Annotated in this window: 19 protein-coding genes; 9 read left to right on the top strand and 10 right to left on the bottom strand. The window is 50.7% G+C overall.

Annotated elements, in window-relative coordinates:
• Positions 1-143 precede the first annotated feature (143 nt).
• From OGV80_RS16490 to OGV80_RS16460, 7 genes are all read left to right on the top strand, one after another.
• Entirely contained in the window at positions 144-512 is a 369-nt protein-coding gene (locus tag OGV80_RS16490; RefSeq protein WP_043017740.1) for a DUF1090 domain-containing protein, read from the top strand.
• A gap of 33 nt (positions 513-545) precedes the next feature.
• Positions 546-851 (top strand): ElaB/YgaM/YqjD family protein, encoded by a 306-nt coding sequence (locus OGV80_RS16485; protein WP_003024832.1) that lies wholly within the window; start codon positions 546-548, stop codon positions 849-851.
• A 2-nt stretch (positions 852-853) separates the two neighbouring features.
• On the top strand, positions 854-1,249 hold the full coding sequence (locus tag OGV80_RS16480; protein ID WP_043017741.1) for a phage holin family protein: 396 nt from the start codon (positions 854-856) through the stop codon (positions 1,247-1,249).
• The gene (locus tag OGV80_RS16475; protein ID WP_003024845.1) at positions 1,249-1,548 is read left to right on the top strand and encodes a YqjK-like family protein; all 300 of its coding nucleotides are present in this window, start codon (positions 1,249-1,251) and stop codon (positions 1,546-1,548) included. The genes OGV80_RS16480 and OGV80_RS16475 overlap by 1 nt, the downstream gene beginning before the upstream one ends.
• A 174-nt stretch (positions 1,549-1,722) precedes the next feature.
• Positions 1,723-2,115, top strand: coding sequence for a DoxX family protein (locus tag OGV80_RS16470; RefSeq protein ID WP_047408436.1), 393 nt, complete (start codon positions 1,723-1,725; stop codon positions 2,113-2,115).
• A gap of 68 nt (positions 2,116-2,183) precedes the next feature.
• Positions 2,184-3,170 (top strand): glutathionyl-hydroquinone reductase YqjG, encoded by a 987-nt coding sequence (gene yqjG, locus OGV80_RS16465; protein WP_286515338.1) that lies wholly within the window; start codon positions 2,184-2,186, stop codon positions 3,168-3,170.
• A 406-nt stretch (positions 3,171-3,576) separates the two neighbouring features.
• Positions 3,577-3,942, top strand: a complete 366-nt coding sequence (locus tag OGV80_RS16460) for a DUF805 domain-containing protein (protein WP_043017744.1) — start codon at positions 3,577-3,579, stop codon at positions 3,940-3,942.
• A gap of 108 nt (positions 3,943-4,050) precedes the next feature.
• Here the strand turns inward: OGV80_RS16460 and yhaJ are convergent, their stop codons facing one another.
• On the bottom strand, positions 4,051-4,947 hold the full coding sequence (gene yhaJ, locus OGV80_RS16455; RefSeq protein WP_043017745.1) for a DNA-binding transcriptional regulator YhaJ: 897 nt from the start codon (positions 4,945-4,947) through the stop codon (positions 4,051-4,053).
• Between the two features lie 104 nt (positions 4,948-5,051).
• On the opposite strand from yhaJ, the gene OGV80_RS16450 reads away from it, so the two are divergent.
• On the top strand, positions 5,052-5,753 hold the full coding sequence (locus OGV80_RS16450) for a pirin family protein (RefSeq protein ID WP_043017746.1): 702 nt from the start codon (positions 5,052-5,054) through the stop codon (positions 5,751-5,753).
• Positions 5,754-5,779: 26 nt separating this feature from the next.
• Positions 5,780-5,929: a protein YhaL gene (locus OGV80_RS16445; RefSeq protein ID WP_087052412.1), complete on the top strand. Its 150-nt coding sequence runs from the start codon at positions 5,780-5,782 to the stop codon at positions 5,927-5,929.
• A gap of 54 nt (positions 5,930-5,983) precedes the next feature.
• On the opposite strand, the gene OGV80_RS16440 is transcribed toward OGV80_RS16445, so the two are convergent.
• From OGV80_RS16440 to tdcA, 9 genes are all read right to left on the bottom strand, one after another.
• Positions 5,984-7,294, bottom strand: coding sequence for an L-cysteine desulfidase family protein (locus OGV80_RS16440; protein ID WP_047408433.1), 1,311 nt, complete (start codon positions 7,292-7,294; stop codon positions 5,984-5,986).
• A gap of 24 nt (positions 7,295-7,318) precedes the next feature.
• Positions 7,319-8,650, bottom strand: coding sequence for an SLC5/6 family protein (locus tag OGV80_RS16435; RefSeq protein WP_080626061.1), 1,332 nt, complete (start codon positions 8,648-8,650; stop codon positions 7,319-7,321).
• 380 nt (positions 8,651-9,030) lie between these two features.
• Positions 9,031-10,395 (bottom strand): L-serine ammonia-lyase, encoded by a 1,365-nt coding sequence (tdcG, locus tag OGV80_RS16430; RefSeq protein WP_080626060.1) that lies wholly within the window; start codon positions 10,393-10,395, stop codon positions 9,031-9,033.
• A gap of 87 nt (positions 10,396-10,482) precedes the next feature.
• On the bottom strand, positions 10,483-10,878 hold the full coding sequence (locus tag OGV80_RS16425) for an enamine/imine deaminase (RefSeq protein ID WP_003828585.1): 396 nt from the start codon (positions 10,876-10,878) through the stop codon (positions 10,483-10,485).
• A gap of 13 nt (positions 10,879-10,891) precedes the next feature.
• A complete protein-coding gene (gene pflB, locus OGV80_RS16420) occupies positions 10,892-13,186 on the bottom strand; it encodes a formate C-acetyltransferase (RefSeq protein WP_286515331.1) in 2,295 nt (764 codons plus the stop codon).
• Between the two features lie 28 nt (positions 13,187-13,214).
• A complete protein-coding gene (tdcD, locus tag OGV80_RS16415; RefSeq protein WP_286515329.1) occupies positions 13,215-14,423 on the bottom strand; it encodes a propionate kinase in 1,209 nt (402 codons plus the stop codon).
• Positions 14,424-14,454: 31 nt separating this feature from the next.
• Positions 14,455-15,786: a threonine/serine transporter TdcC gene (gene tdcC / locus OGV80_RS16410; protein ID WP_286515327.1), complete on the bottom strand. Its 1,332-nt coding sequence runs from the start codon at positions 15,784-15,786 to the stop codon at positions 14,455-14,457.
• A 22-nt stretch (positions 15,787-15,808) separates the two neighbouring features.
• Positions 15,809-16,798 carry a bifunctional threonine ammonia-lyase/L-serine ammonia-lyase TdcB gene (gene tdcB, locus OGV80_RS16405; RefSeq protein ID WP_003828594.1) on the bottom strand — a complete coding sequence of 330 codons (990 nt, stop codon included), beginning with the start codon at positions 16,796-16,798 and terminating at the stop codon, positions 15,809-15,811.
• Between the two features lie 98 nt (positions 16,799-16,896).
• Complete coding sequence (gene tdcA, locus OGV80_RS16400; protein ID WP_047408417.1) at positions 16,897-17,835, bottom strand: transcriptional regulator TdcA; 939 nt, start codon at positions 17,833-17,835, stop codon at positions 16,897-16,899.
• Positions 17,836-18,747: the final 912 nt, after the last annotated feature.

Raw genomic sequence — 18,747 nt, 5'->3', positions numbered from 1 at the left:
CAGGATTCTGAATTAGATCACTCACTTTGGTGATTTCATCATTTAACGCCTATGATTAATAAACTGGGTTTATGACTCAACGCTTTATTACTCTGGAGCATCGGCCTTAGCCACCAGGTCGAATCACAATGGAAGGTTCAAGAATGAAATACCGCATCGCTTTAGCAATTAGTCTTTTCGCTCTCAGTGCCGGCAGTTACGCCTCCACCCTCTGTCAGGAAAAAGAACAGGATATTCAGCGGGAGATTAGCTATGCCGAAAAGCACAACAATCAAAACCGCATCAATGGCCTGAACAAAGCACTCAGCGAAGTTAGGGCTAACTGTACTGACAGCAAACTGCGCGCCGACCATCAGAAAAAAATTGCTGAGCAGAAAGACGAGATAGCCGAGCGTCAACGTGATTTGGCCGAGGCGAAGCAAAAAGGCGATGCGGATAAGATAGCAAAGCGCGAGCACAAGCTTGCTGAAGCTCAGAAAGAGCTGAAAGAACTCGAGACCCGCGATTACTAAGTACGGTAACTAGCCACTCAACTGGAGAAAACTATGTCGAAAGATAATGCTACGGAAAACCTGCGCGCTGAGCTGAAATCTCTTGCGGATACGCTTGAAGAAGTACTTAGCTCCTCTGGCGATAAGTCGAAGGAAGAGATGAGTAAAATTCGCAGCAAAGCCGAACACGCTTTGCGCGAGAGCCGCCATCGCCTGAGCGAAACCAGCGATGTGATTGCCAAACAGACCCGTGAGGCAGCGGCTAAAGCCGATAACTACGTGCGCGAAAACCCATGGACAGGCGTCGGCATTGGCGCTGCAGTCGGTGTGGTGCTTGGTGTACTGCTGTCGCGCCGTTAACAATGGCAGATTCTCAACACGCACAAGGTCCAGGCAAAGGCGTACTGGGTATTGGACAGCGGATCCTGACGATTCTCGTTGAGATCGTAGAGACGCGGCTGCGGCTGGCCGTCGTTGAGCTGGAAGAGGAAAAATCCAATCTCATCCAGATCCTGCTGATGCTTGGGCTTACCATGCTGTTCGCGGCGTTTGGACTGATGAGCCTGATGGTGCTTATCATCTGGGCTATAGATCCACAATATCGTCTGAACGCCATGATTGCCACCACCGTTGTGCTGTTGCTTTTAGCGCTTATCGGCGGGCTATGGACGCTGCGTAAGGCACGTAAAACAACGCTGCTGCGCCATACGCGCAATGAGCTCGCTAACGACAGGCGTGCCCTGGAGGATGATGCATAATGAGCAGTAAAGTCGAACGTCAACAACGTAAGGCGCAACTGCTTGGACAGATCCAGCAGCAACGGCTGGATCTGTCTGCCACTCGCCGCGACTGGCTGGAAGCCACCGAAGTTTACGATCGTGGCTGGAAAACGCTGTTGAACCTGCGTGGCTGGGTGTTAGTCGGGAGCAGCATTATGGCGGTTCGCACCATTCGTAACCCAAATCTGCTGGTACGCTGGGCCAAACGCGGTTTTAGCGTCTGGAGCATCTGGCGTCTGGTTAAATCCACCATCAGACAGCAGCAGCTGCGTGGCTAAAACCCCTCTTTCCCCCTAACCTCAAAATTTTTGAAAAATATTGACAGTTTTCCTTGCTAACAATTGTCACTAAGCACGTTTATGATTCTCTCCATCGACAGCAACGACGCGCTTTGCAGCGCCGATGCACAAAAAAACACAATAAGCCGCCTGAGTGGTTTCCTGGAGAGTATGATGAAGAAATTAGAAGATGTTGGTGTACTGGTAGCGCGCATTCTGATGCCAATCCTGTTTATTTCCGCAGGTTGGGGAAAAATCACCGGATATGCGGGTACCCAACAGTACATGGAAGCCATGGGCGTACCAGGATTTATGCTACCGCTGGTGATTCTGCTTGAGTTTGGCGGCGGTCTGGCAATTCTGTTCGGTTTCCTGACCCGTACGACCGCACTGTTCACCGCAGGCTTCACGCTGCTGACGGCGTTCCTCTTCCACAGCAACTTTGCGGAAGGTGTGAACTCTCTGATGTTCATGAAAAACCTGACTATCGCAGGCGGTTTCCTGCTGCTGGCTATCACCGGTCCGGGCGCCTTCAGCATCGACCGTGTACTGAATAAAAAGTGGTAAGCAAACTATACTGAACACATCAAAAAGCGAGGAGATATCTCCTCGTTTTGCTATCCGGGAGAGAGATAATGGGACAACTGATTGACGGCGTCTGGCATGACACCTGGTACGATACCAAATCAACCGGGGGAAAATTTCAACGTTCTGCATCGGCTTTCCGTAACTGGCTCACCGCGGATGGCGCGCCTGGCCCAACCGGTGAGGCTGGCTTTGCTGCCGAAAAAGATCGCTATCATCTGTACGTTTCGCTGGCCTGTCCGTGGGCGCATCGCACGCTGATTTTGCGAAAACTTAAAGGGCTGGAACCGTTCATTTCCGTTTCCGTAGTACATCCGTTGATGCTGGAAAACGGCTGGACCTTTGACGATAACTTCCCGGCGGCAACCGGTGATACCCTGTATCAGCACGACTTTCTTTATCAGCTCTATTTACACGCCGATCCTCACTACAGCGGACGGGTGACCGTTCCGGTGCTGTGGGATAAAAAGAACCACACCATTGTCAGCAATGAATCTGCAGAAATCATCCGCATGTTTAATACTGCGTTTGATGCGCTGGGCGCGAAAGCCGGGGATTACTATCCACCAGCCTTGCAAAGCAAAATCGATGAGCTGAACGGCTGGATTTATGACAACGTCAATAACGGCGTGTATAAAGCCGGATTTGCCACCAGTCAGGAAGCCTACGACGACGCAGTGGAAAAAGTCTTCCAATCGCTGGCGCGACTGGAACAAATCCTTGGACAACATCGCTACCTGACCGGCAACCAGTTAACCGAGGCCGATATTCGCCTGTGGACCACGCTGGTGCGTTTTGATCCCGTGTATGTAACCCACTTCAAATGCGACAAACACCGGATTAGCGACTATCTGAACCTTTACGGTTTCCTGCGCGATATCTACCAGATGCCAGGTATTGCGGAAACCGTCAATTTCGATCACATCCGCAATCACTACTTCCGTAGCCACAAAACCATTAACCCGACCGGCATTATTTCTGTTGGGCCGTTGCAGGACCTCAGCGAACCTCATGGGCGTGACGAGCGTTTCGCATGATTTACACGGGTCCACTTTGGGGTTAGGCCGATTAGTTAAGCATGTATGGCGAACATGTGATTTTTGCTCAGGGTTCCGTTCACCTCAGCTGTGTCATTTCTCTGAAACGCCGTTACCCGTGAACGTGCAAGGGCGTGGCGGAGAACGCCCTTTACACGTTCACATGAACCAATGCTTAAGAGAAGCGATGAACATAAGGTGAACGGAACCCTTTCTCTGAGAGCGCATATTCATTACTCCCGCCAACACAGGTTGATACTTTCTGAAACTGAGGCGTTCACTGATAAGTATTACCCATCAGGGGACCAAATAATTAACACCACAAATATTTACCATCATTTCATTCACGGCTATTCTTAATTTGATTGCTTTAAAAACAAGTAATTGAATGCAGAACGAGGCAAAAATGGATTGGTATTTAAACGTATTAAAGAACTACTTTGGTTTTGGTGGCCGCGCGCGTCGTAAAGAATACTGGATGTTTGTGTTGGTCAACATCATCTTCACGTTCGTGCTGGGTATTCTGGACAGAATGCTTGGCTGGGAGCGCGCCGGGGGAGAAGGTATATTAACGACGATTTATGGGGTTCTGGTATTTATCCCCTGGTGGGCAGTGCAGTTCCGGCGTTTGCATGACACCGATCGTTCAGCCTGGTGGCTGCTGGTGCTGCTGATCCCGATCGTAGGCTGGTTGGTGATCATCATTTTCAACTGTCAAAACGGGACTCAGGGGAGTAACCGCTTTGGGCCCGATCCCAAACAGTTATCCTGACGTAGCATATGTAGATGCCTGATGGTGCTACGCTTATCAGGCCTACAACATACTCCGTCTTCCAGGCCGGATAAGGTGCTTAGCACCACATCCGGCGTAACAGTCCAGCTATTTACCTGCAAACAGCTTGGGGATTTCTCGCAGACACCAGGATTTCGCCTCGCCCATGCTGTCCCGACGCCAGGCCATAATAATATCAATTTCGCTTGTCGATTCCGGGCTAACTACCCGCAGCCGACCAGCCGCAATATCCTCTTCCACCAGCGGGTACGGCATCGTCGCCACGCCAAGACCGGCCAACAGCGCCTGGCGTTTATCTTCTATCGTACTCACCGTAAGACGCGGCTGTTTATCCAGCAGTTGGACGGTCAGCACCGGACGTTCACGGGCGGTATCCGCCACCGCGATCCCGCGGTATTTCACGCGGGTGACTTCCGATAACGGTTCCGGCTCCTGATGGATGGGATGCTCCGGGGCCGCTACATAGACGTTCATCAGCGAGTACAGCTTACGCGAGTTGATTTCTGAGGATGAGCGAAAATGCATATCCGGCGCAATCACGATATCCGCCCGCCCCTGCTCCAGACGCTCCCACGCCCCGGCCAGAACTTCGGTAATAACGGAAAGCTGGGTATTGGCCTTCCCGGCAAGCCTGTCAATCAACGGGAAAAATGCCGCCGTCGGCACCAGCGCTTCGGTGACGATGGTCAGATGCGTTTCCCAACCGCGAGCCAATGCTTCGGCATCGGTGGTCAGTTTATCCGCAGCTTCCAGCAGTACACGCCCACGCTCCAGCAGCATACGCCCGACGTTGGTGAATTTTGTGCGATGACCTGAACGGTCAAACAGCACCACGTCCAGCTCCTCCTCCAGCTTCTGCATGGTATAGCTGAGCGCAGAAGGAACACGCCCCAGTTCGTCCGCCGCTGCGGCAAAGCTGCCGCGTCGGTCTATTGCGTCCATGACGCGTAACGCTTCAAGCGTTAAAGCCCTTTCTTTGGCCATCTCGTTCTCATTCAGGAAATTTGAACATACCGGGCAGAATATCTGGCTAACAATGCAGCGTCTAGCCATTTAACATAAAAGGAAGTAAAGAGAGGTCAAGAACTATGATTACTACCCGTACAGCCAAACAATGCGGGCAAGCAGACTACGGCTGGCTGCAGGCCCGTTATACCTTCTCCTTTGGACACTATTTTGATCCTAAACTGCTGGGTTATGCCTCGCTGCGTGTTCTGAACCAGGAAGTTCTGGCACCGGGGGCCTCTTTCCAGCCACGGACCTATCCGAAGGTGGATATCGTCAATCTGATCCTTGAAGGGGAAGCGGAGTACCGCGACAGCGAAGGCAACCATATTCAGGCCAAAGCGGGAGAAGTTTTACTGCTCGCGACACAGCCAGGAATCAGCTACAGCGAACACAATATCAGCAAAGATAAACCATTAACCAGAATGCAGCTCTGGCTGGACGCCTGTCCGCAGCGCGAAAACGCCTGCGTACAGAAAGCCACGTTGAGCGCCGGTAAGCATCAGCTGTTGGCCTCGCCAGACGGTGAGCAAGGCAGCCTGCATCTGCGCCAACAGGTTTGGGTGCACCACGTTGAACTGCAACAGGGTGAATCGCTGAGTTTTCAGTTACATGGGCCGCGAGCTTACTTACAGTCGATTCACGGCAGATTCCATGCGGTAACATCTGGCGCCGAAAAAGAAGCGCTCACCTGCGGCGATGGCGCATTTATTCGTGACGAAACTAACATAACGTTAGTCGCTGATACCCCGCTGCGCGCTTTGCTGATAGATTTGCCCGTATAGTCAGGGAAAACAACGGAGTACGACTATTGAGCAAGAAATCATCAAAAAAACGCCAGCCGCAGACTGAGCCTAAAAAGCAGGAAACGGTTACCTTCGGTTATGAAGAAATGCTGACGGAGCTGGAAGCGATTGTGGCCGATGCCGAGCTACGGCTGGAAGACGAAGAAGCCGCCTGAAAAGGCGGCTCAGGCTGATGCCGGGTAGCGGCTGCGCCTTACCCGGCCTACAGATTAATGCGCTTTACTGGCCATGATCTCAATGATCTGCTTGTCGGTTTCCTGCATAGAACGACACGCCAGCGCGCACAGGTTACTGATAGATTGCTCCACGTTATGCGCCACAATCCCTTCATTGCCGGTTACAGCGGTATCATCCAGCGCCATCAGCACCGCTTTCCACGCCGCAGATGCACTGGTTGAGACTTTCATCGCACAGCTGTTCGAAGCGCCATCACAAATCATCCCGCTTACGTCGCCAATCATGCTGCTGATCGCCATCGCGATAGTGTTGTAGCGACCATCAACGATCCATGCCATCCCCGCCGCGGCGCCCATCGCCGCCGTGGTTGCCGCACACAGTGCAGACAAACGCGGGAGCTGATGATGGATGTAGATAGCACTCAGGTGAGACAACATCAGCGCACGCGCCAGTTTCTCTTCATCCGCGCCAAAGTGCTCGGCCACCACCATGACCGGAACGGTGGCGGTAATCCCCTGATTACCGGAGCCGGAGTTGCTCATGGCCGGCAGCGTCGCCCCGCCCATTCGCGCATCCGATGCCGCGCTGGTACGGATCAGAATAGAGGTGGAGAGATCGTTCGCCAGCAGGCCACGCGCACATTGCTTCTCAAGCGTGGTTCCGATGTGCAAGCCCCAGTTACCGCGCAGCCCTTCCTGAGACAGTGCACCATTCAGTTTTGCCGCATCGAGAATGAAGCGGATTGACTCAAACGGTACCGCGTTCACGAACGCCAGAATCTCTTCCAACGACGTGTGAGACAGTACCGCCAGCGGTGACTCCTGCTCCTCTTCCTCAGCGTTCTGTTCTGTGGTGAACACCACGCCTTTATTGGTCTCGATGCGCACAATGTTGGTATGACCGCCCACAATCGTTACGCACGCCCATCCTTCAGCGCCGTAAACCTTCGCGCGGGAAAAGAGGATGTCCTCGCAAGGCTCCTGCAGCATCACAGCAACCTTCCCTGCGGTCAGCATCGCTTTCGCATCGGCGATCGCTTGTGGCGACGCGTCTTTCAGTACCTCTAAACCGGCGTGGGCATTTCCACCCAGCGCACCCAGCGCTGCCGCGACAGGCAACCCGACCATTCCGGTACCCGGCACGGTAACGCCCATGCCGTTTTTCATCAGGTTCGGTGAGACCCACGCATCAATGCGTTCAACCGCGCCGCCCAGCTCAGCGGCTGCGACCGCTGCCGCCAGAGCCAGAGAGATAGGTTCCGTACAACCCAGCGCAGGCTTAACTTCTTCCTGCACCGCGCGGATAAAACTATCCCATAATGGATTCAATGTAGTCTCAAACATAACAACAACCTTTGCTCAGATATCTCAGGAAAATGCCAGGAACGGAGAAATGCACAGCAGCAGGCCCGTGATAATAATCAGATACAGGGAAGCGCCTTTGTATTTGTGCAGTGCAGGAACTTTGTAGACCAGCCAGGCCGGGATCAGACAACCCACCATGCCGAAAATAGGGCTACAAATAGAGGTGAAGCTCAGTACCGGCGCATTGAGCACAATTGCGCTCCAGGCCAGCAGGATGGCAAAAATCATAATGCCGCGCTGAACCAGGGTCTCATTGATTTTCTCTGCTGGCATTTTACGACGCAGAATGTTCATCACGATCCCCTGAGTGGCTTCACGGAAACCTAAGTAAACGCCGAAGAAAGCGGTCATAACGGCGAAAATGTTCAGAATAACGCTAACAATTTTCACCCAGCCCGCACCCGCACCGTTGATAAACTGCGCGGCAATCGCCAGAGCGGAAATGTTCTGCTCGTAGGCTTTAACCGCTTCGTCATGGCCCATCGCCAGCGTGAAGGAAACGGCGTAGAAAAAGACGGTAACAAACAGAATACCGAACGCAATGTTCATAGCACGCAGGGCTTTATGGCGCGCCACTTCAATGGATTTATTGCGAGAACGGTATGAGATAACCATCGGGCTTAAGGTCTGAATAAACAGAATCGAGGTCAGCGTGAACGGCAGCGTGATGATCGCATTTTTGATCAGCAACGCCATCGGCGGCAGTGAACCTGCGTTATGCAGATGCCACATTCCCACCATTGATACGCCAAGCGCTGCAACCACCAGTAGCTTGGTCAGTACCATGCCAGTGGAGATTTTAAACAGCATTTGTTCACCGCGTGACGAGAGGGCAACCAGGATGCAAATCAGCACCAGTCCATAAAACGGGCTGTCGGACAGCAAACCTTCAGTAACGCCAAAAGTGTGCAGGTAGGAGGCGCTATCGTTGGTAATGGCGGTGGAATAAACAAACATCCAGATAACCAGCATCACAAAATACAACGCACCTAACAGGATGCCCCAGTTCTTACCCAGATAGCCGCTGATCACGCTCGGGTAGTCTTTACACTCTGGGGACTCAGCCAGTGTATTAATAAACAGCCGCTGGAACAGATACATGGCTGGGTAGCCGATGATAGAGGAGAGCAAGAACACCCACAGCCCCATCAGCCCTACCTGGACAGGAAGAAAAACAATCCCCGCGCCAATTGCCATACCGATACTCATAATGACCCAGCCGGTGTCCGTGCTGTCGAATTTAATGGCTTCGCGCCATTCACTTTCGGTCATTCCCGCCCGGCGAGCCGGAGCAGACGCGTCGAGTATTACGCTGTTATTTGTTGTTGTTTCCATAATTTCCCGCTCAATGTGTAGGTAGAGGTTTTTATATTTTTTCGTACTGCCTCAATGCGATACGCAGTACTAAGGTGCAGGCGAGCTATTGGAGTAATGAGGAAATCATACGCGCAGGGTCAGAGAAAAACTTCACAAACAAACCCCTGTAATTTCTAAAAGTTAAGAAATAATTTCTCTTTTAAACTCACATAAAGAATTTAATTTCTAATTTTGAAGCCGATCACAACAAAAAAGGTGCACTAAAGTGCACCTTTTTATTCTGCTATGTTGATTAATTCATTCATGGCCGGATGGCGGCGCTTGCGCCTTATCCGGCCTACAAACGCGCGCAAACCGTAGGCCTGAAAGCTGGGCGCCATCAGGCTCGGCTTTTAACCTCAGGTACAAACCACCTTAATCGCCAGGCCACCGCGTGACGTTTCACGGTATTTGTCGTTCATATCTTTGCCTGTTTCATACATGGTCTCGATCACCTTATCGAGCGACACGCGTGGCTCTGACGTCCGACGTAGCGCCATACGCGCGGCGTTGACGGCTTTTACCGCGTTGATCGCATTACGCTCAATGCACGGTATTTGCACCTGTCCGGCGACCGGGTCGCAGGTCAGCCCCAGGTTATGCTCCATGGCGATTTCAGCCGCAATACAAACCTGCGACGGGCTACCGCCAAGCAACTCTGTCAGCCCGGCTGCCGCCATTGAACAGGCCACGCCAATCTCACCCTGACAGCCCACCTCAGCACCAGAAATAGAGGCGTTCATCTTATACAGCGCGCCTATCGCCCCCGCGGCCAGCAAATAGCGGGCAATGGAGTTCGCATTCACCGGACGACGGAACTTGTCGTAATAGGCCAGGACAGCAGGGATAATCCCACATGCGCCGTTGGTCGGTGCCGTGACAACCCGGCAACCGGCGGCGTTTTCTTCGCTCACGGCCAGCGCGAACATGTTGATCCAGTCAATCACGTTCATCGGGTCGCTGGACAGATTATCACTGGAAACCAGCAACCGACGTAATGCCACGGCGCGACGCGGAACGTTAAGCGGGCCCGGCAGGACGCCTTCGGTGTTCATACCGCGCTCGATCCCGGCGTGCATGACGTCCCAGATGGCGGCAAAGCCAGCATCGATTTCTTCTTTGCTGCGCATCGCCAGTTCGTTTTGCATCATCAAGCCGGAAACAGACAGCCCGTTGCGCTCACACAGTTTCAGCAGTTCGCTGGCGGAATGAAAATTGTAGGGCACGTGTGCTTCAACATCATGCGCCTGACCAAATTGCTCCTCTTCAACGATAAAACCACCGCCGACGGAGTAATAGGTTTTGCTTAGCAGCGTCTCGGTGCCGTTCCACGCGGTGATACGCATGCCATTTTCATGGCGCGGCAGCGTTTCGCTATGAAAGAGAATATTTTTATCTGGAGTGAAATCGACAACATGCGTGCCCTCTGCAACCGGTAAACGTCCGGTACGGGCCACTTCCTGAATAAAGCCAGCGATTGAATCTATATTAACGTTTTGCGGACTGTTTCCGGCCAGTCCCATTATGATGGCGACATCTGTCGCATGACCTTTTCCGGTCAGGGAGAGCGATCCATAAAGATCGACCACAATATGCGTGGTTTTGGGAAGTTCTCCGCTGCTGACCAACAGATCGATAAAGCTTTTACCTGCGTTCATTGGCCCCACGGTATGGGAGCTGGAAGGTCCAATGCCAATCTTAAAAATATCGAATGCGCTAATCATATCCACACCCTCGGATTGCCGTTCAGTGAAGACCAGGTTTCACACTCATTAAGGATCGGGGCGATCCTGCGATCGCCCCGCAAGGGATTACAGCGTGTCGCCACGTACGGCGATGGCTTCAATCTCGAGCTTCACATCCTTGGGTAAGCGGGCGACCTGTACGCAGCTGCGCGTAGGGTAAATTGCCTTATGCTCATCAAAGAACTGCTGGTACACCTGGTTAATGGTGGCGAAATCGTTCAGGTCGGATACGAAAACGGTCGTCTTCACGATATCGCTCACTTTCAAACCTGCGGACTCGACGATCGCTTTCACGTTTTCCAGGCTTTGACGCGCCTGATCGGCCACGTTTTCTGCCACTTCACCGGTCTGTGGACATACCGGGATTTGACCTGACGTCAACACCATACTGCCCAGATCCACACCCTGTACGTAAGGCCCTATGGCCCCTGGCGCACATTCGGTTGCAATAACTTTTCTCATAGTCCCTCCGGCGTCAGAGCGCCTGGGTGAAAGTACGTGAAATAACATCCTGCTGCTGTTCGCGGGTCAGCGCGTTGAAGCGCACCGCATAGCCAGACACGCGGATCGTCAGGTTCGGATAGTTTTCCGGGTGCTCAATGGCATCCATCAACATTTCACGGTTCATAACGTTAACGTTCAGATGCTGCCCGCCTTCCACATGCGCTTCATGGTGGAAGTAACCGTCCAGCAGACCGACCAGGTTGGTTTTACGCACCCCATCCTCTTTGCCCAGTGCAGCCGGCACAATGGAGAAGGTGTATGAGATACCGTCTTTGGCATAGGTAAACGGCAGTTTGGCGACCGACGTTAACGACGCCACCGCACCTTTACGATCGCGGCCGTGCATCGGGTTAGCCCCTGGCGCAAACGGCGTACCAGCGCGACGTCCGTCCGGCGTGTTACCGGTTTTCTGTCCGTACACCACGTTGGAGGTGATGGTCAGAATAGACTGCGTTGGCACCGCGTTACGGTAGGTTGGCAACACCTTAATTTTCTTCATAAAGCGTTCGACCAGGTCGCAGGCAATACTGTCTACGCGCTCGTCGTTGTTGCCGTATTGCGGATAGTCGCCTTCGATTTCGAAATCAACGGCCAGACCATTTTCATCGCGAATCGGTTTCACGCGAGCATATTTGATAGCCGACAGAGAATCCGCCGCCACGGACAGACCCGCCATACCGCAGGCCATCGTGCGATAGACATCACGATCGTGCAGCGCCATCAGCGAAGCTTCGTAGCTGTACTTGTCGTGCATGTAGTGGATGATGTTCAGCGCGCTGATGTACTGCACGGCCAGCCAGTCCATAAAGTGGTCCAGGCTCTCCATCACCGTGTCGTAGTCCAGCACGTCATCCATCAGCGGAGCCGTTTTCGGGCCGACCTGGATTTTCAGTTTCTCATCCACGCCGCCGTTGATTGCGTACAGCAACGTTTTGGCGAGGTTTGCACGCGCACCGAAGAACTGCATTTGTTTGCCGATAACCATCGGGCTGACGCAGCAGGCAATGGCATAGTCATCGCTGTCAAAGTCGGCGCGCATCAAATCGTCGTTTTCATACTGCAAAGACGAGGTGATGATAGACACCTGGGCGGCGTACTTTTTGAAGGCAATCGGTAGCTGCTCAGACCACAGCACCGTCAGGTTCGGCTCAGGCGCCGGGCCCATGGTGTGCAGCGTATGCAGGTAACGGAACGAGTTTTTCGTCACCAGCGTGCGGCCATCCAGCCCCATGCCGCCGATAACTTCGGTCGCCCAGATAGGGTCGCCTGAGAACAACGTGTCGAATTCCGGCGTACGCAGGAAGCGCACCATACGGATCTTCATAATGAAGTGGTCGATCAGCTCCTGCGCCTGCTGCTCGTTTAAGATACCCGCTTTGAAATCGCGCTCAATGTAGATGTCGAGGAACGATGCGGTACGGCCCAGCGACATAGCGCCGCCGTTCTGCGATTTCACCGCAGCCAGGTAAGCAAAGTACACCCACTGCACCGCTTCCTGCGCATTACGCGCCGGACGGGAGATATCGCAGCCGTATTTCGCCGCCATTTCCTGCATTTGCAGCAGAGCGCGGCGGTGCTCAGACAGTTCTTCGCGCAGACGAATCGTGGCTTCAAGATTCTGGCCCCACTCCAGGTTAGACTGGAGATCGGCAAACTGCAGTTCACGCTCGCGCACCAGGTAGCGGATACCGTACAGCGCGACGCGGCGATAATCACCGATGATACGACCACGACCGTAACCATCCGGCAGGCCGGTCAGCACGCCGGATTTACGGCAGCGCAGCATATCCGGAGAGTAGGCGTCGAATACGCCCTGGTTATGGGTTTTACGCAGTTCAGTAAACTGGTATTCAAAATTAGCATCCATCTCACGACCATAAGCATCAAAAGAGCTTTTGATCATGTTGATGCCGCCAAACGGATGCAGAGCACGCTTGAGCGGCTTATCCGTTTGCAAACCGACGATTTTTTCCAGTTCTTGTTCAATATAACCCGCATCATGAGCGGTTATCGTGGTGGCAATATTGGTATCGAAATCAACCGGCGCGTGCGTCGAGTTTTCAATACGGATGCCCGCCATGACTTTTTCCCACAACGCAGTGGTCGCAGGCGTAGCTTCGGCGAGGAAAGATTCATCCCCTTCATAAGGCGTATAGTTGTGCTGAATAAAATCACGGACATTAATTTCTTCTTTCCAGTCCGTACCTTTAAAGCCATTCCAGGCTTCGGCATACAGCATATCGCTGGTATCGATATTTACCTTCATGAAAAATAATCTCTCTGCTGAAAATTAATTATGCAAATTCTACTGGTGTATTAATTTTGCCTAACGCAATGGCATCACGCGCAATCATTTTCTCTTCATTTGTGGGAATTACCGCACAAATAACACGAGCATCTTTATTAGAGATAATTCTTTCGCCATGGGAATTTGGCAGGCTATTCATCTCGCTGTCGATATTCACCCCTAAAACGGCGAGGTGTTCAATAACCAGACGACGAATTAATACCGAGTTCTCACCTATTCCACCGGTGAAAATAATGCCATCAAGACGATGCAGCGATGCGGCATGTCCGGCGATATGACGTGCAATACGATGCACAAACGTTTTAATCGCCAACTGCGCACGCTCATGTCCCTCGTGCCAGGCTTTTTCTAACGTACGTAAGTCAGAGGACAAACCGGAAATACCCAGTAAACCGGACTCTTTATTCACTACACGCTCAAGGTCGCTCAACGTCTGGTTGGTTTCGCTGGCAATCCACGCCATCGCGCCGAAATCGACGTCGCCGCTGCGTGTGCCCATCATCAGCCCTTCCAGCGGCGTCATGCCCATTGAGGTATCAACGCTCTGTCCGTTACGTACCGCACAAATTGACGCGCCGTTCCCCAGGTGCGCCACAACCAGACCTGAGTCATCGTGTTGCAGCTCGAGAAGCTCATGCGCTCGCTGAGAAACATAGCGGTGCGACGTGCCGTGGAAACCGTAACGACGAACGCCCAACTCCTCAAAATACTTCCACGGTAAACCGTACAGATAGGCCTCAGGAGCCATCGTCTGGTGGAAGCTGGTATCAAATACCGCGACCTGCTGCACGCCTGGGAAAAGGTGCTGAGCGGACTCGATCCCACTGAGGTTCGCATAATTATGTAGCGGTGCTAATGGCGATACCCGGCGAATATTGTCGATAACTTCCTCAGTAATAATTGCTGATTCGGTAAAGATATTTCCGCCGTGGGCAATGCGGTGGCCAATTAAGGCCACGCTGTCCATTAAATTACGTTTCTCCAGTTCAACGGCAATTGCTTTTAATGCGTCTTCGTAGCTGTGGTGAGCCAGCTTAGCTGGCTCTCCTCCATTAATTGCTATGAACGCATTTTCAGAGTTAATACCGTCTGCAATTCCCGCCATTAAAACTTCACAGTTTGCTGCATCGAGCACTGAGAATTTAATGGAAGATGAACCACAGTTAATAACCAGTACTACCGGAAACTCATTCATTTCACTACTCCGCTCATCCTGAGCTTAAGGATTAAAACAGTTTGTAGACAATGTTCAGGATGGTCAGCAGACCAATCACGGTAACAAACACGTTATCCAGACGGCCACGGTATTTCGCCAGCGATGGCGCTTTACGGATGGCATACATCGGCAGCAGGCAAAGCAGAGAGGCAATAATCGGCGCGCCCATTGCTTCAATCAGGTCCAGGATGTTCGGGTTGGCGTATGCCACAACCCAGGTGGAACCCATAATGAAGATCATGCTGATGGTGTTGAGTTTGCCCATGGAAACTTTGGTTTTATCGCCTTTGTAACCAAACTTCAGCACCAGACCGTTCAGACCTTCCAGCGTCCCCAGATAGTGGCCGAAGAAAGATTTGAAGATAGCAACCAGGGCGATGATTGAAGCACCGTATTCCAGAATGGTGGCGAAGGTAGACTTCGTACCGGACAGTGAAGCGAAGTGGTTCGCCAGGTAAGACAGCACTGGAATGTTTTGCGCTTTCGCATCCGCCATGTTTGCCGGAGACAGCGTGAACAGGCAGCTAAAGGCGAAGAACATTACCACCGCAACCATCAGCATACTGGCGCGAGAGATGATTTTGGAACATTTCTGCTCGGTGAATTCGCGACCATAATCTTTCTCATACTCTTCGCGTTTAGAGACTACGAAAGAAGAAACGATTGGCGAGAAGTTGAAAGAGAACACCATGATGGAAATACCCAGCCACACGGTAACCAGGATGCCGTCATGGCCAGTCAGTGCGATATTGCTGAGATCAACCTGATCGATAACCGCAGAGTTCCAGTAAGGGATCAGAGACAGAGAAATAAGCACCAGGCTGGCAATAAACGGCCATACCAGGTAGCTCATCACTTTAACCATCAGATCTTTACCAAACCAGATGACGAATGCCATCAGCAACAACAAGAACAGCGCCACGAAGCCACGGTTTAACGCGGGCATCTGCAACTGGTTTTCCCAGAAGGTCATAAAGGTGTTGGTAATGGTGACGCCATAAATCCACAGCAGCGGACAAATCGCAAAGAAGTAGAGGAACGTGATAACCACGCCGCCCGTTTTACCAAAGTGCTCTTCAACCGTTTCTGTGATGTTACCGGAAGGATTAGAACCGGAAAGACACAGGCGTGCCAGCGCACGGTGGCAATAGAAGGCAATGGGGTATGCCAGCACCAGCATGATCAGAATGGGGATCAGTCCGCCAAAACCTGCGCGGATAGGGAAGAACAGCACCCCTGCGCCGATGGCTGTACCAAATAAACCCAGTGTCCAGGTGGTGTCCGATTTGCGCCAGGACGACTGTTTTGTCTGGCTGGATACAATGCTATCAGTAGTACTCATATCCTATCCTCAACGAAGTATATTAAGCGTCAACTAAACCAGTAATTTGAGATACACGAGAAAGGTCGATATTACCGCCAGAAATAATGCTGACTGTTTTTCTGTTCTGGATATAGCTATCTAATTTCCCGCTTAATAATGCTGCGCATGCCAGTGCGCCGGCACCTTCAGTCACAACTTTATTTCGCTGAATTAATGCCACCATGCTGTTGCGAATTTCATCTTCGCTGACCAGGACAATGTCATCCACCAACTCACGAACAATTTCATACGTTAAAGTACCCGGGCGGGAAACGTCACAACCATCCGCCAGGGTGCCGGTCGTTCGGTGCGTGGTTATTTCTCCAGCGTGGAAAGAAGCCGCCATGCCGTGAACGTTTTCAGACTGCACGCCAATAATTTTAATGGTCGGGTTAATAGACTTAATTGCCACCGCAATACCAGCAATCAGTCCGCCACCGCCAATTGGCACAATCACGTTATCGACATCGTACAGATCTTCCAGAATTTCCAGACCAATAGTCCCCTGACCTGCAATGACTTTCGGGTCATCATATGGCGGAATAAAGATACGGCCTTCCGTTTCCACAATCTCGCTAACCTTAGCGATGGTGTCGTTGAAGTTGTCGCCATGCAGCACAACTTCTGCGGAATAATCACAGGTTGCAGCAACTTTAGACTTCGGCGCGCCTTTCGGCATCACCACTTTGCCGTCGATTCCGAGCATAGCGCAGGAGAGAGAAACGCCTTGCGCATGGTTACCTGCAGAGCAAGCCACCACACCCTTACATCTTTCAGCTTCGGTTAATGAACTGAGCTTGTTAAACGCGCCACGGATTTTAAATGAACCGGTACGCTGCATGTTTTCAAACTTGAGGAAAATTTCCCCTTTGCAACGTTCACTAAAATAGTTAGAGCGAGGCATTCCCGTTTTATAAATTTTCCCCGCCAGTCTTTTTTTCGCTTCGAGGATATCTTCAATTGCAACTGGGAGATCGTATGTAATGTGCATTAGAACCTCTTACTAGGGTATTAAAGTAAATAGATAGCCGTGACCATTGTCAGATATAGACAGATGGCGTTGATTTCGTGTTAAAACAAATTCAATCTTTAATCAATTTCAATTAATTGCCTTCGTCTCCGACAATTATATGATGAATATTCTTTGGCTAATTCCACCAAAATAGATGCTGCTTTTTTAATTCGATAATTTTTCGACCATACGGCGGCATAACGCGCGACGGGTAAGGTTTCTTCTACCGGGATAGTAATAAACTGGTTTGAGCCAAACGGTGTGGTCATATCGCAGGGAATTACTGTTAAGAAATCAGCACTGAGAACAAGATTATAAATCGTAACGACGGAGTCTGTATTAACGATGTTTTCACTGCTGATGCCATTATTCTGTAACGTGGTAAGAAGTTCGCTGTAGTAACCCATATTCGTTTGTGGCAACACCCACTGTTCGTTTTTCAACGCGCTCAGCGAGGTGATGCCGGTGCATGTTCGGGACTTGCTGGCGACCAGGATAAAGTCTGACTCAAAGAGCGGCTCAACGTGCAGATCGTGCAGTTTCATCTCATCACTCAGCGTACCGATGGCGAAGTCCAGACGTCCGTCACGAATCGCCGGTAAGAAGGAGGAGAGCTGAGCTTCATACATAGAAACCTGCGCTTTCGGGAACACTTCTTTGAATTTTTTAATCATGCCGGACATGATGGTGAAGGCAATCAGTGAAGGAAAGCCAAACGACACATCAACGACCGCGTTGCTCGTCATGCTGTTCATCTCATCAACCATGTTTTTCATTTCACGGGTAATAGATTCAGACCATGAGAGCATCACCTGACCTGCCTGAGTTAATGTCACACCAGTATTTTTACGTACAACTAACTCAATACCGAAATAAGCTTCTACATCATTAATGATTTTGCTGACAGCCGGTTGAGTTAAACCTAATTCTTTTGCAGCTGAGCCGATAGAACCACTTCTAATGACTTCCTGAAAGACCACTAAGTGCTGTGTTTTAGGGAGTGTAATAGTATTCATATCGACCTACGCTAATTACTTTGTTGACGGCAGGAAGTGTACCAAATTAAGCGAACAAGGATATGTGCTACCACTCACAAATCCCCTTGACTTACATTTTGTAAGACTATTATGAAAATTGAAATCACTTAATAATCATATAGATATGAAATATTGATCTCACTTTATCCTGACTTTAATCAAAAAAAGATGGGGGGATAACGATTTTTTATGGCTATAACGACATCATTTTCCCTGCTATTTCTTAAATCCATGAAAGGCTATATTTCAATCAATTACAGAGTAATTATCAGGCAAAACGGTGCTTAAATTTAATAAGCAATTTATCAAAAATAATTTGATTTTATTGTTTATAGTGATTAAATAACGTTATGCATCACGTTTTTCGACCTTATTTGTTTGTAAAGAAACATTACATTTATCAATATTTAAAACAATGAAAACAAACCATCACCATACGTAACATTATTATAACACTTGTTTTGCGCACTTTGTCAGCAACTAATTTTGTGATAGCGATCGATTGCGCGTGATTATTCTCGGAAAAAACGTATCGCATAGCGTTTTGTGTTGTCCATCACAAAACAAGAAATATCCCGAGAGACATTTCCTCTTATAAAAGAAGCCAGCAACATAAATAAGAACTAAATAAAGATTAGATGAATGGAAAATAAAACGCCAGATTCGGGGTAAACCAATCGCAATACTATCAGGAAAATATTTGCCGGATGGCGGCGTAAACACCTTATCCGGCCTACCAAACCAGTTCCACCCATCCCAGTAGGCCTGATAAGCGTAGCGCCATCAGGCATGACAACCAGCTCATACAGCAAAAAACCCGCCGAAGCGGGGTTTTATAAAGAGTGAAGCTGATCGATAAGCCGCGTTCTTTTGAGCATAGCGTCGTGGACA

Source organism: Citrobacter sp. Ce119 (genome assembly GCF_030334525.1).
GTDB classification, from domain to species: Bacteria; Pseudomonadota; Gammaproteobacteria; order Enterobacterales; family Enterobacteriaceae; genus Citrobacter; species Citrobacter europaeus.
This window is presented reverse-complemented; position numbering and strand designations above follow the sequence as displayed.

What these genes read in the sequence shown, in the direction of transcription:
- yhaJ (WP_043017745.1), bottom strand. Translation starts at nt 4,947, where the DNA reads ATGGCCAAAGAAAGGGCTTTAACGCTTGAAGCGTTACGCGTCATGGAC.
- OGV80_RS16450 (WP_043017746.1), top strand. Translation starts at nt 5,052, where the DNA reads ATGATTACTACCCGTACAGCCAAACAATGCGGGCAAGCAGACTACGGC.
- OGV80_RS16460 (WP_043017744.1), top strand. Translation starts at nt 3,577, where the DNA reads ATGGATTGGTATTTAAACGTATTAAAGAACTACTTTGGTTTTGGTGGC.
- OGV80_RS16485 (WP_003024832.1), top strand. Translation starts at nt 546, where the DNA reads ATGTCGAAAGATAATGCTACGGAAAACCTGCGCGCTGAGCTGAAATCT.
- yqjG (WP_286515338.1), top strand. Translation starts at nt 2,184, where the DNA reads ATGGGACAACTGATTGACGGCGTCTGGCATGACACCTGGTACGATACC.
- OGV80_RS16490 (WP_043017740.1), top strand. Translation starts at nt 144, where the DNA reads ATGAAATACCGCATCGCTTTAGCAATTAGTCTTTTCGCTCTCAGTGCC.
- tdcG (WP_080626060.1), bottom strand. Translation starts at nt 10,395, where the DNA reads ATGATTAGCGCATTCGATATTTTTAAGATTGGCATTGGACCTTCCAGC.
- OGV80_RS16470 (WP_047408436.1), top strand. Translation starts at nt 1,723, where the DNA reads ATGAAGAAATTAGAAGATGTTGGTGTACTGGTAGCGCGCATTCTGATG.
- OGV80_RS16425 (WP_003828585.1), bottom strand. Translation starts at nt 10,878, where the DNA reads ATGAGAAAAGTTATTGCAACCGAATGTGCGCCAGGGGCCATAGGGCCT.
- tdcA (WP_047408417.1), bottom strand. Translation starts at nt 17,835, where the DNA reads ATGAATACTATTACACTCCCTAAAACACAGCACTTAGTGGTCTTTCAG.
- tdcC (WP_286515327.1), bottom strand. Translation starts at nt 15,786, where the DNA reads ATGAGTACTACTGATAGCATTGTATCCAGCCAGACAAAACAGTCGTCC.
- tdcD (WP_286515329.1), bottom strand. Translation starts at nt 14,423, where the DNA reads ATGAATGAGTTTCCGGTAGTACTGGTTATTAACTGTGGTTCATCTTCC.
- OGV80_RS16440 (WP_047408433.1), bottom strand. Translation starts at nt 7,294, where the DNA reads ATGTTTGAGACTACATTGAATCCATTATGGGATAGTTTTATCCGCGCG.
- pflB (WP_286515331.1), bottom strand. Translation starts at nt 13,186, where the DNA reads ATGAAGGTAAATATCGATACCAGCGATATGCTGTATGCCGAAGCCTGG.
- OGV80_RS16480 (WP_043017741.1), top strand. Translation starts at nt 854, where the DNA reads ATGGCAGATTCTCAACACGCACAAGGTCCAGGCAAAGGCGTACTGGGT.
- OGV80_RS16435 (WP_080626061.1), bottom strand. Translation starts at nt 8,650, where the DNA reads ATGGAAACAACAACAAATAACAGCGTAATACTCGACGCGTCTGCTCCG.
- OGV80_RS16475 (WP_003024845.1), top strand. Translation starts at nt 1,249, where the DNA reads ATGAGCAGTAAAGTCGAACGTCAACAACGTAAGGCGCAACTGCTTGGA.
- tdcB (WP_003828594.1), bottom strand. Translation starts at nt 16,798, where the DNA reads ATGCACATTACATACGATCTCCCAGTTGCAATTGAAGATATCCTCGAA.